This window comes from Bartonella sp. CM31XJBT (assembly GCF_028618555.1).
GTDB lineage: Bacteria > Pseudomonadota > Alphaproteobacteria > Rhizobiales > Rhizobiaceae > Bartonella.
On the sequence record NZ_JAQITD010000001.1, the window covers coordinates 15,910 to 28,844 of the forward strand.

The 12,935-nt window shown below is 37.9% G+C and carries 10 protein-coding genes; 6 read left to right on the top strand and 4 right to left on the bottom strand.

Features of this window, described 5'->3' with window-relative positions; genetic code table 11:
• Positions 1-96 precede the first annotated feature (96 nt).
• The 3 genes from PVV63_RS00085 (at position 97) to cobT (ending at position 3,809) form a co-directional block, all read left to right on the top strand.
• Positions 97-717 carry a J domain-containing protein gene (locus PVV63_RS00085; RefSeq protein ID WP_273790064.1) on the top strand — a complete coding sequence of 207 codons (621 nt, stop codon included), beginning with the start codon at positions 97-99 and terminating at the stop codon, positions 715-717.
• A gap of 201 nt (positions 718-918) precedes the next feature.
• Positions 919-1,899, top strand: a complete 981-nt coding sequence (gene cobS, locus PVV63_RS00090) for a cobaltochelatase subunit CobS (protein WP_273790065.1) — start codon at positions 919-921, stop codon at positions 1,897-1,899.
• 14 nt (positions 1,900-1,913) lie between these two features.
• On the top strand, positions 1,914-3,809 hold the full coding sequence (gene cobT / locus PVV63_RS00095) for a cobaltochelatase subunit CobT (protein WP_273790066.1): 1,896 nt from the start codon (positions 1,914-1,916) through the stop codon (positions 3,807-3,809).
• 48 nt (positions 3,810-3,857) lie between these two features.
• Here the strand turns inward: cobT and PVV63_RS10415 are convergent, their stop codons facing one another.
• The 3 genes from PVV63_RS10415 to rpmB form a co-directional block, all read right to left on the bottom strand.
• On the bottom strand, positions 3,858-4,052 hold the full coding sequence (locus PVV63_RS10415; RefSeq protein ID WP_375658048.1) for a HaeIII family restriction endonuclease: 195 nt from the start codon (positions 4,050-4,052) through the stop codon (positions 3,858-3,860).
• Positions 4,053-5,196: 1,144 nt separating this feature from the next.
• The gene (locus PVV63_RS00100) at positions 5,197-5,880 is read right to left on the bottom strand and encodes a VUT family protein (RefSeq protein ID WP_273790067.1); all 684 of its coding nucleotides are present in this window, start codon (positions 5,878-5,880) and stop codon (positions 5,197-5,199) included.
• A gap of 119 nt (positions 5,881-5,999) precedes the next feature.
• Positions 6,000-6,317 carry a 50S ribosomal protein L28 gene (gene rpmB / locus PVV63_RS00105; protein WP_273787609.1) on the bottom strand — a complete coding sequence of 106 codons (318 nt, stop codon included), beginning with the start codon at positions 6,315-6,317 and terminating at the stop codon, positions 6,000-6,002.
• A 297-nt stretch (positions 6,318-6,614) separates the two neighbouring features.
• Between rpmB and PVV63_RS00110 the strand changes: the two genes are divergently transcribed.
• The 3 genes from PVV63_RS00110 (at position 6,615) to PVV63_RS00120 (ending at position 10,236) form a co-directional block, all read left to right on the top strand.
• On the top strand, positions 6,615-7,397 hold the full coding sequence (locus PVV63_RS00110; protein WP_273790068.1) for an SURF1 family protein: 783 nt from the start codon (positions 6,615-6,617) through the stop codon (positions 7,395-7,397).
• 717 nt (positions 7,398-8,114) lie between these two features.
• On the top strand, positions 8,115-9,734 hold the full coding sequence (gene purH / locus PVV63_RS00115) for a bifunctional phosphoribosylaminoimidazolecarboxamide formyltransferase/IMP cyclohydrolase (protein ID WP_273790069.1): 1,620 nt from the start codon (positions 8,115-8,117) through the stop codon (positions 9,732-9,734).
• A 349-nt stretch (positions 9,735-10,083) separates the two neighbouring features.
• A complete protein-coding gene (locus PVV63_RS00120; protein ID WP_273790070.1) occupies positions 10,084-10,236 on the top strand; it encodes a DUF1127 domain-containing protein in 153 nt (50 codons plus the stop codon).
• A 930-nt stretch (positions 10,237-11,166) separates the two neighbouring features.
• Here the strand turns inward: PVV63_RS00120 and PVV63_RS00125 are convergent.
• A complete protein-coding gene (locus tag PVV63_RS00125; RefSeq protein WP_273790071.1) occupies positions 11,167-12,912 on the bottom strand; it encodes a heparinase II/III family protein in 1,746 nt (581 codons plus the stop codon).
• Positions 12,913-12,935: the final 23 nt, after the last annotated feature.

Sequence of the window (12,935 nt, forward strand, 5' to 3'; positions counted from 1 at the left end):
CAAAAATACACCTTTTTCATAATAGAATAAGTGTGAAAACAAATTTTTCAAAAGTCAATTCTTGTAAAATTAATCAATTTTGCATAAACCAATAATATGACAATAACATCTAAATTATTCGATTCAATTCGCATAAGCTCAAATAAAAAACAAAACGCTGAGCCAGAAGCACAACAGTGTCAGTGGGAAGGTTGTGAAAAAACAGGGGCCCATAAAGCACCAGCAGGTCGAAATCACGAAGGACAATATTTATATTTTTGTATTGAACACGTACGCGCCTATAATAAAAATTTTAATTACTTCTCTGGTCTTAGCAATAAAGATATCGCAAAATTTCAAAAGGATGCTCTCACAGGGCATCGTCCGACATGGCCTACAGATCTGAGCAATGGTACATCGAAAAAAACAGCCGCTAATTATGCAAAGATTCGCTCTGGAACAGCTGCCTATCAAAATCGTATGCGCGATCCCTTTACGCTTTTTACTGGGCAGCATTCAAGCAATAAATTCTCACGAAAATTAAAGCCCTTAGAAGCAAAAGCTTTTGATACACTGGGACTACAGGCAAACGCTTCAGCAGAAGACATCAAAATGAAATATAAAGAGTTGGTAAAAAAGCACCATCCTGATTCCAATGGTGGTAATCGTGCTTCAGAAGAGCGCTTTCGTGATGTTTTACATGCTTATAATTTGCTAAAAAAGTCTGGTTTGTGCTGAAAACATGCGCTTATATGAGTCTATTTTCATTTAGACCATCATTATTTGCGCAAAATGTTACTTTTTTTGCAAAACATTATAGAATACGTAAAAAATCTTTCTTCAATATCTAAGGCTCTCATTATAGAGCATTGCATAAATACTCTAACTCTTGTATCGTTTCTAATGAATAAATAGCATCCTCTCCCTTCCAGAAACACAATGACAAATCTTACCGTTGAAAATTTGCCCGATATTACACTTTGTGCTCGCGATCTATTTCATATTGAAACAGATCTGAAAGTCCCTGCTTTTAGCACAAAAAGTTCCCATGTTCCTGATATCGATTCTGATTATCTTTTTGATCAGCAAACAACTTTAGCGATTCTCGCAGGTTTTACCTTCAACCGCCGTGTAATGGTTTCTGGCTATCACGGTACAGGGAAATCAACGCATATTGAACAAATTGCTGCACGTCTCAATTGGCCTTGTCTTCGCATTAATCTCGATAGTCATGTAAGTCGTATCGATCTTGTAGGAAAAGACGCTATCGTTTTAAAAGATGGCTTACAAATCACTGAATTTAAAGAAGGCATTTTGCCATGGGCTTATCAAAATAATATTGCTCTTGTTTTCGACGAATATGATGCGGGGCGTCCCGATGTTATGTTTGTCATCCAACGCGTTCTTGAAACCTCTGGAAAACTAAGCTTACTTGATCAAAGCCGTGTCATCTCTCCACACCCAGCCTTTCGTCTTTTTGCAACAGCAAACACCATTGGTCTTGGTGATACAACTGGTCTCTATCATGGTACCCAACAGATCAATCAAGCTCAAATGGACCGCTGGTCTATTGTTACGATACTCAATTATTTACCCCATGATAAAGAGGTTAATATCATTTGTTCAAAGGTCAAATCCTTTCAAACGACTGAAGGAAAAAAGATAATTTCACAAATGGTTCATGTTGCTGATATGGTACGCCAATCTTTTATCAATGGAGATCTTTCAACTGTCATGAGTCCACGTACCGTCATTACTTGGGCAGAAAATACAACAATTTTTCAAGATGTCGGCTTTGCCTTCCGATTAACCTTTCTCAATAAATGTGATGAACTCGAACGTGCCACTGTTGCAGAATTTTATCAACGCGCCTTTGGACAAGAGCTTCCCGAATCACTTATTCATGGTGTTTCGCCTTAAGGAATCTGTCACTCATGGCTACCGATATTGGCGACAACAAAAATCCGGCAAAAGATTCTTCCAACAACACTCTTAATATTGAAGCTTTTAAAAAAGCACTTTCCACCTGTATGCGTGCAATTGCAGGCACAAACAACCTTGAAGTTTCCTTTAGTCATAACCGACCATCTTTAAGCGAAAGTTGCGCGCGTTTACCAGAATTACCTCAATACGCAACGAATAAAGACATCACCATTACCCGCGGATTAGGTGATTCCATGGCTCTGCGCAAAGCATGGCATGATAACCGCATTCACATGCAATTTTCTCCACTAGAATCAGAAGCACGTGCTGTCTTTGATGCCTTAGAACAAACACGTGTTGAAGCAATTGGTACTTTAGCCATGGAGGGGCTTGCAAAAAATCTTGATATCATGCTCGCCGATAAATACAAAAGAGCCCATTATCATAAGATTAGCAACCAAAGTGAAGCCCCCATCCAAGAAGCAATTGCACTTTTATTGCGTGAAAAAATAACAAAGCGCGCAGCTCCAAGAGAAGCGGGTCCTGTCTTAGAACTGTGGCGTCAAGAACTCGAACAAAAAGCAGCAGCAGAACTCAATGAACTCCCACATCATATTTACAACCAACAAGATTTTGCACAGATTGTTCGCCAAATGCTTGTTACACTCAAAATGACAGTGCAACAAGCTGAATCTTCTAACAGTGAAAACAATAAAAAATTAAAAAATGCGTGTGAACCTCAAGACCAAGGAGAAGAAGAGAGTAAAAACAAAAAACACGCTCAAAGTGAAGAACAAACCAGCACTGAACAAGAAAGTGATGTGCAAGATGACGGAAAAACACAAGCGACACAATCAAACAACAATGATCAAGCTGACGGCGAGCAAAAAAATGGACCTTGGCAAGAAAAGCCGAGCAAACCCAAACACCTTTTTTCTGATTCGGAACAAATGGAAAGACTTGGCAATTATAAAATCTTCACCCGTCAATTTGATGAAATTTTGGAAGCAACAGATTTTTGTTCTGAAAACGAGTTAGATCACTTACGCCGTTATCTTGATAAGCAAATCAATCATCTCCAAAACATCGTTGGACGTTTAGCAAACCGTCTCCAGCGCCGCTTGATGGCGCAACAAAATCGCAACTGGAACTTTGACCTTGAAGAAGGATGTCTTGATACAGCACGGCTTCCACGTCTAATTATTGACCCCATGCAACCCCTTTCTTTTAAAATGGAAAGCAACACCCAATTTCGGGACACAGTTGTTTCACTTCTCATTGATAATTCTGGCTCAATGCGCGGACGCCCCATTAGCGTTGCCGCAAGTTGCGCTGATATTTTGGCACAAACTCTTGAACGTTGTGGTGTCAAAGTTGAAATTTTAGGTTTTACCACCAAAACTTGGAAAGGGGGCAAATCGCGCGAACAATGGCTTACCCAAAACAAACTCCATAATCCTGGACGCCTCAATGATTTATGCCATATCATCTATAAAAGTGCTGATACCCCATGGCGTCGCGCACGACGCAATTTAGGTTTGATGATGCAAGAAGGATTATTAAAAGAAAATATCGACGGAGAAGCTTTGATTTGGGCTCATCAACGCCTTTTATCACGGCGTGAACAACGTCGCATCCTCATGGTCATTTCTGATGGCGCTCCTGTTGACGATTCGACATTATCGGTCAACGCCAGCAATTATTTAGAAAAACACTTACGCGCAGTGATTCAAGAAATCCAAACACACTCCCCTATCGAACTCATTGCCATTGGAATTGGTCATGACGTCACACGTTATTATCAACGTGCTGTAACAATTATGAATGCTGAAGAACTCGCCGACGCCATAACAAAACAATTAGAAATACTTTTTAGTGATAAAAGGACTCATTTTCATAAGAAATAAACCTGCCTTAAATCAGCAACGATTACATTTAAAACATTATCTCTATCATTAAACCATCGGAATTTGATGACTAACAACCTGAGAAGATAATCCCACAAATTGAATAGCGAACTTTAAAGAAACTTCTACTTTACTGGATGCATTATAAATTCTAAAAGAAATGCTCCAACCATCTTCAAAAATTATAATGAGTTTGTTTTTACTTTCTGGTTTTAGTGCAACTGATAAAACTTTTCTTGGAATTTTTCATTTACGTTCATATCCCAGAGTGCCATTCAAATTAAAAGACTGAATAATTACCCGTTTTTGTCTCGATCTTGTGTTATTTCATTATATTTAAATATTGAAATACACGTATATAAAAAAATATCTCCACTAGACATAGCTCTAAAGTGCTGCTCTCACAGAAAATATAATGCATAGACTTTCACCTTCAGTAACACAAAAAGATAAAAGTTGTATTTATTATACGCAAAAAAAGAATCATCCAAAGAGGATATTTTAAACACTAAGAATTATTTTATAAAAGAATCGGCATAAATGGATTCATAGCAATTTTTCGGCAAAAATCGCTAAAGCAAGCGAAAGCCAACCTGTTCCCTAACCTTCCCAAAACAGTACTCACCACGGGTGATCTATCAACATAAGCTCCCATCTCCTAGATAAAAGAAAAAATCTTTACTCACATAAAATATAAGAAAAACACGAAAAAAAGAATATTACTTCATTCACGAAAAAGAACACACCATTATATATCTTATCCGCACTCCTACTTTAAAGAAACATTCTTCCTTGCTTCCAAGCTTATTTCACGACAGCGCCCATATATGGCATAATGCAAAATCCAGAATCATCCTTTACTTTACAAGCTACAAGCCAAAAGCAAAATCCTACTTTCAAGCTTCCAATGTTTTTAAGATAAATCAATATACTTCCAGCGCCTAATATTGCACTTCTATTACATTAAAGCTCTTCATAAGAGTATTGCTTTCTCAAATGACGTTGTCCGCACGCCAATTCCTCTTATAACATAGGCAAGCAAATGATTTTTATTAACTCAATATAAGAGTATTTAAAACGCGTAAAATTTTATGATATTGAGCTCTTTCACTCAAATGAAAAATATAAGTTATCATTTTAAATCAATCTATTAATAAACATCAGTTGCAATTTCTGTCACATTTAATCATTTGTAAAAAGTATATTAGCCCCTTCTCAAACAAATGACTTTATCTTTTCCTCACAAGAGAATTTTGAAATAAAAAACGCGTTTTGTGTTGGAACTCTTACTTAAGTTGGCAAATGATAAAGTATCCATTATAAATAACGTGCCACACCAAGCATAGCGTACAATTTTCTTGGCTTCATGAAAAAAAGACAAAAATCATTATTTATGACAAACAAAAGAAGAATCATCCTTTGAATGACTTTGATAAAGAGGAAGCTTTACAATATTAAGAATTGTCCCATAAGGAATCAACATCAACAGGCTCATAATAATTTTTACCGAAAAATCACCAAAAGCAAGCGATAGCCAAACTGGCATGCCTATCCCTCCCAAAACAGTACTCTCCACCAGTGAACTATCAGCATACCCTGTTATCTTATCAAGAACAGCAAAAGAGCTAGAAAAAGCAAGAGCAAAAAACAGCACTGTATCCAAAGCTGAACCAACCAACGCTGCTGCTAAAGGTGCTTTCCACCATGTTTTACGTCGTAAAGGAGTAAAAACAACAATATCAAGGAGTTGCCCAAATAAAAATGCAAAACTAGAAGCAAGGGCAAGCCGTGGTGTCGCCAATATCCAAGAAACAAAGACCCCCGCAAAAAAACCAGCATAAACCACACGCCGCGCCGCAGATGGACCATAAAAACGATTGGTTAAATCATTGATCAGAAAAGCAAATGGATAGGTAAAAGCCCCATAAGTCAACAGCTCATTTAAATCAAACCAATAGACAGGATATTGAACCAAAATATTAGAAGCCGTAACAGCAAGGCACATTGCAAAAATAGAAAAAACAACATACCTTTTCTTTTGCTGTTCTAATAAAGGACCGCTTGAAGACATTTTTTTAACCTGGGATATGGAACCAATAAAATGAAACGATCAACCTGCAAAAAACTTAACTTCTAGAACAGAAAACCGAAATCAAAGCGTTAATAAACCAAAAAGAATAGCGCTAACAATTACGCTGCTTGTTCAGCCTTTTGCTCACCTTCTTGCTCAGCTTTTTTCTTAATGATTTGGCGTTTTAGCAAACGCGCACGTTGCGACAACTCTTTATCATCTGCTTTAACTAAAAAACCATCAAGGCCACCACGATGCTCAACAGAACGCAATGCACTTGCTGAAATACGCAAGCGATAACTTTGCTGTAACACCTCTGAAATCAATGTCACATTGCAAAGATTTGGTAAAAAACGACGCCGTGTCTTATTATTCGCATGGCTAACATTATTACCATACAGAACCGTTTTCCCTGTCAATTCACATGCACGAGACATAAACTTCACCCTTAAACTCTAAGAAACTTTCAAATCCCCATACCCAAAGGACACAATGAACGCAAAACACGCGCAATGCAACCTTGAACGGGCATCATTGGGAAGTTTCTTTCTAATAGGGGGTCGACAACAAAAGGTCAAGTCTTTTATAAAACCTTTTTCATCTCTTGTTGGCTCATTTTTCATCTTTTTCCTCAATAAGACGTGCAAATTCCGCCAAAAAGCGTACAAAATGTTTTTTTTAAATACATACCATGTTAGAATAAAAGCCTATTGTCCCGAAAGGAAGCATAAATCATGAGCAAAAAAGGGCCCCCCATGACAAAGCTTCAGGGAAATTCTTGCCGTTTTTCTTCTTTTTTATTTGGAACTTTATGTATTTGTTTTTTTCTTCTCTTCAGTGCATTAGGTATATGGCAAGTACAACGGTTAAACTGGAAAACAAATCTTATCACCAGTGCTAATCAGCGCATTCATTTACCCCCCATAAAAGCCCCCAAAAAAAATCAATGGTCAGATGTTACTTTTGAAAAATATGAATATCAACCTGTTGTTATCACAGGAAAATTTTTAACAAATAAAAATATCTTAGTCACTGCTGCCGCTCAAAATACTACAGGCTATTGGGTTTTGACTCCTTTACAAACTGCTGATAATACACTGATCTTTATCAACCGTGGCTTTATCCCCATGGATGAACGTAATAATTTTCAAAACTCAGAGAAATCGCATACAAATGCCTCATCTCAGCAAAATTCTACCACGGACACAGAACAAACAATGATTATAGGTTTATTACGCATGAGTGAAAAAAATGGATTTTTCCCGCGTAAAAATAATCCTGACAAAAATTTATGGTATACGCGCGATCTCCCCGCTATGGCACAAAAACTTGGTTTGTCCACTGTTGCCCCTTATTTCATTGATGCCAGAAAAACATCTCCACAAGCAAATCTTCCCGTCGTTGGTCTTACGATTATTCATTTTCGAAATAATCATCTCGTTTATGCAATCACGTGGTTTATTTTAGCTGCTGGTGTGTTAGGAGGTTTTCTTTTTCTGCTACGGCAAAAAAACTAAAAAAATACCTCTTCCATCTCAAGTAACAAAAATTTTTAGAATCTTGAAAACTGATAAAGAGTATAAAATCTACCAACTTTCACCTTTGTTAAATAAAGATCATAGGCATACAATGAACTTTATACAATCCACAAAAGATTTACGCGACACTCTTTAAAAAATCATCATAAAACGAGGGTTTATTCATTAAAAATGTAATGCCCAAAAATGTGAAGCAATGCATTATCTCCACTCTATAAAAAATTCACTCTTAAAAAACATTGTCATAAACGCTTTTGAAAAACATAAAGCCAAATTTAAAAATGATAGGAAAGATAGGCACTCATTTTTGCCTTTATAATTTTATATTCTTGTTTCATTAGATTGTTTCCCATTTCAGAGATTACTCCAATTGATATACGCAATACTTTCGCCTTCATCTAGTATAAAAGCTAATATAGCAGAGAATATACGGAAGCATTTTTTGTTTCACAACTGCTATGAAGATGAGATGTTGAGTTATAAGCAACAAAAAAACATTTAATTTCTCAACGCGACTTTTATACCTATCACCACACCTCAAATGAGAGGTTTTTACAGGATAATAGAAAAAGGTGAGCATCCTATATTCTAAAAAGACAGTTTATCCTTTCAGTGTATTTTGCTAAAGGCTTATGCTATAAACGTATAAGCGTGTTTTACTAGAATTTTAACTCTTTCATTTTTAAGGCTTCTGTTATGGGTGTTGTTGCCAAAAATTTTCCCATACCTGATCTTCATCGGGTTCGTCGTGTTCTCTTTTCTGTGTCTGATAAAACGGGTGTGGTTGCTTTTGCACAAGCCCTTCATGCTACTTACAATGTTGAATTAATTTCAACAGGAGGAACAGCAAAAACCCTCATAGCAGCTGGTTTACCCGTAAAAGATGTTGCTGAAGTTACCGGATTTCCTGAAATAATGGATGGGCGTGTAAAAACACTCCATCCTTTGATTCATGGTGCTTTGTTAGGGGTAAGAGAAGATCCTAGCCATAGGGAAGCTATGGAAAAGAACAGCATTCATGGAATTGATCTTTTGGTGGTGAATCTTTACCCTTTTGAAGAGACGATCCTATCGGGAGCCGATGGGCAAACGATTCTTGAAAATATTGATATCGGTGGACCGGCGATGATTCGCGCCGCGGCAAAAAATTATGCTTATACCGGTGTTGTAACAGCGATAAACGACTATGATTCGATTCTAGCTGAATTAAAGCAGCATAATGGATGTTTAAGCTTATCTATGCGTCATCAGCTAGCAATGCGCGCTTATGCACACACCGCTGCCTATGATACGGCAATAGCATCGTGGTTTGCACGGGATTTAAAAATTGAAATTCCATCATGGCAGAGTTTTTCCGGTCATCTTGAAAGTGTTATGCGCTATGGGGAAAATCCACATCAACAGGCAGCATTTTATCGCAATAATGAAAAACGTTTTGGTATTGCAACAGCAAAACTTTTACAAGGCAAAGCGCTTTCTTATAACAATCTGAATGATACAGATGCAGCCTTTGAGCTTGTGGCAGAATTTGATCCGCAAAAAACCGCTGCTGTCGCTCTTATTAAACATGCCAATCCTTGTGGTGTTGCGGAAGGAGAAAATTTGAAAGACGCTTATTTGAAAGCTCTTATGTGTGATAATGTATCGGCATTTGGTGGAATTGTTGCTTTAAATCAAACCCTTGATGAGGAATGTGCTGAAGAAATTGTTAAAATTTTCACAGAAGTGATTATTGCTCCTGATGCCACAATGGCGGCACGTGAAATTATTGCCAAGAAAAAAAATCTTCGTTTGCTCATTACAGGTGGAGTTCCTGATCCACGCTGTGGAGGACTTCTTGCGAAAACACTTGCAGGAGGCATTTTAGTGCAATCACGTGATAACGTGGTGGTGGATGATCTTAAATTGCAAGTAGTGACAAAGCGGGCACCAACTCAAGATGAAATGCGTGATCTTCAATTTGCTTTTCGTGTAGCAAAACACGTTAAATCAAATGCTATTGTGTACGCGAAAAATAGCGCAACAGTTGGAATTGGAGCCGGACAAATGAGCCGCATCGATTCAGCAAAAATTGCTGCAAGTAAAGCAGCAGAAAGTGCGCAAAGAGCAGGCTTAACAGAAACCCTTACAAAAGGATCTGTTGTTGCATCAGATGCATTTTTTCCTTTTGCAGATGGTTTATTAGCAGCAGCTGAAGCAGGGGCAACAGCAATTATTCAACCAGGAGGCTCCATGCGTGATGAAGAAGTTATCGCCGCTGCTGATGCACAGGGTTTAGCAATGGTTTTTACAGGAACACGACACTTCCGCCATTAATAATTTTGCTGATTCCCTCTTCGTATAAGACAAATGTTTCAAGGAATTTTTCATAATCATCGTATAACTATTGATAACTATTGAAATGGAAGAAGTTATTCAATCCAAAGAATCTACACGTGAAGAAGTTTATCACCGAAGAAAATGCACATAATTTAGCCATTGTTTAGGGAAAGAATATTGTTCTTGTTGATATTTTTAATGGTTGCCCTTTCACATGAGGAAAATGTTAAAGGGATGTTATCTTGTATGTAGATGCATACCTGTTATGATATTATAACACAACTCTTTTTAGTAATATGCTCTATTCTTAAACTAAAGAGTGTAATGAAAAGTTTGAGTAGAGGATATGAATATTCTACGTTTTTATAGTAATTGGCGCCGTTATCGTCGAACCGTTAATGCGTTAAGTCGTCTTTCAACATATGAACTCAGCGATCTTGGAATTTGTCGAGGTGATATTGATTCAATTGCACGACGTTATTCGCGTAAATCTTTATGAAAGTTGTTTGAGATATTTGAGAGAATGCTTTGCTCTGAAAAAGCGTGCATTTTGTGATTTGTTATTACGCCTTCATTTGTAGTATAATAATAATAAAGAGCAGAAGAGTTGTTTTTCTCAGCCATTGCTGTGTATTGTTTCTCAAATTTTCAGTGTTTCTGTGATATACAACATTTGATTTATAATGATAATTTAGCGTTATTCATATTGAATTAGAACTCCGAATACCGTGAGATTCTTCCATTTCAAATCTATGTATGTTGAATCAACCAAAACCATTCGCCTGCACGTTACAAGCGGGGAGAGCTGTATGGATAAAAACTATTAAGAAAAGGCTAAAAATGCCTCTTATGAACCATCTCTAGTGCCAAGAGTTGTTACAAACATTGGGCACTGATAAATAGTGTGATAGTGCCGAACTGCTCCTTCATAAGCGTAAAGATGGGGGGTGCTTAATGGATTTACCGTTATACCCATCACGGGCATCGTCGCAAAATAGGCTTGGAAGCGTTAAGGGATTTTTCTTTAAAATAAGTCCGTGAATATACAATACAATAGCGCTCTGTTTTTCGTGAGGAGTGTAGCCCTATTAATGCAACTCTCTCAGAGATAAATATTGATCCCAACAGCACACTTAAAAACTTATCGAAGATAAGCAACAGCTTAATTTTCTCTCCATATCTTTAAAGATATGAAGATCCTTAACCAGTACTCATCTGTCAACAATGGTCTTTCCAAAAACTTTTTTTCTGGAGCCAATCCCTTTTAGCATCACCTCATGAGATTCTATGAGCAAACCTTGCCTAAAAACATCCAACCCATACTCTAACAAAATGGTTCATGTATAAAATTGATATGATCTTCAAATTTTGAGAATATTACCACAATAAACGATAATGTTTTGCGACACGCAAGATAAAACGCAATATACTATGGGTTGGAATAATGTTCTAATTTTTTATCAAACGCTTTACGGATAAAACGCCAACGAACTTTTTCCTGAAATGCTGGACGAAAATATAAAACAATCTGTTGTGTCCGTTGTGGACCTGTTAATTCTGCAAAATCAATCGAATCTTCAAGACAAATATCTGCATCAGGCGATATAAAATACCATACTTGTTCGCTCTTCACGTTCTCATTCTTTACGGCTAAACACACACGTTCGCCATCATAGTTAACTTCAACTTGTGGATGAAGATGAAACCGAACAGCAACATGATTTTTTTCATTTTGCACACTCTTGTGTCTCTTTCCCCCTTTATTGGGCATAAAAAAGCGATCAAAACCCTCAATCATATCTCCATTTGTCGCCAAAATAAGACCACGCTCATGAATAAGATTAAAGGGTCGCATATAACCATTATGACTCGCAATAAAACCCGTCTTCTCTGAATCCTCTATACGGCACACTTGAACATCTGTTGGTCCATCAAACAAAAATGGCGCGCCATTTTTCTTTTTATGATAAAAAGCACCCACTGAACAATCATTAAGCGTAGCTGTTGAATGTGCTGCAGTAACACGCCCTAAATGTCGATAATCTTCCCGCCCATCAGGATTAACACCGGTATTGATAATAAAACGGTGCCCTTGTGAAGACATTTCAAAAGACAAACACCCCGAACAAGCCTGCTGTGCTACAGAGCGGGGTGGAAACTTTCCTGTATCTGCAAGCACTGTTGTTTGATTGGCTTTTAAGCGCTGAAATCCTGAATAACGGGCATAACTAAAAGGATGGCCTCCTGTTTCATCAAGCTCCAAAAGTGATGATAACCGTTCCGATACAAGGGGACCAACCCCATTAAAATGGGCCAACGTTTGATCCTCATGGATAAAGAATCGTAAAGCTGGCAACATACGCTCAACAGAATCAATCAAAATACGGGGTGCTGTTTCATTGCTACGCATAAAAAGATGCCGTAACGACAATAAATCCGATAACAAATTCAGCAAAATAACAGGACTACGGGAAATATGCCCACCATCAACTAGGATTTGACGGGAAAGCTCCTCTATAAGTGTGGTTTGTACCTTTTTTTTCACTGCCGTAGAAACAGGCAAAGCAAGAGATGCGAATGTCAAAGCCACTGCTGCTTGTAAACGTTGATCATTGTGCTCCATACTACAAATTGTTACGCGCAAATAACGAAATTGCAAACCAAGTGCACGTAAAAAGCGTTTTTCAAACCGTTCACTTGCCCCTTCTAACAACATTTTCGAATGACAAATCCATGAAATCAAGCGCCGCGCCACAACAGGATCACTCCAAGCAAGCCCTTTTACCTTCTTACCAGCATGGTCAAACCAGTCTTCTAAAAGAGAGCGTGCATGTGCAGAAGCTAAATCACTTCCTGCTGCCTCCATATGGCGCAACCAATGAAAATCATGTAGAGCCGCTTCCCATTCTAGCGTTGGTGGAACCAATGAAAACGGAGAAACAGCACCAGAATGAACAATGTGACCAGCAAAAGCAAAACGACCATGATAAAATTCATGCGCCATCATCGGATCAGCTACATGCAAATCCATGGGATGCGCTAAAATTTTATGAGGACGAAACCCTGAAAACCGCCAACGAAACAATGGTCCAACCCATAAACGCCGCATAACATTCTGTATCGTATCGATACAGGCTGCCACTTTTACCTGAGGAGCTTTTACCGCAACCGCCAAAATTTTATCTCCATTTATGCTGA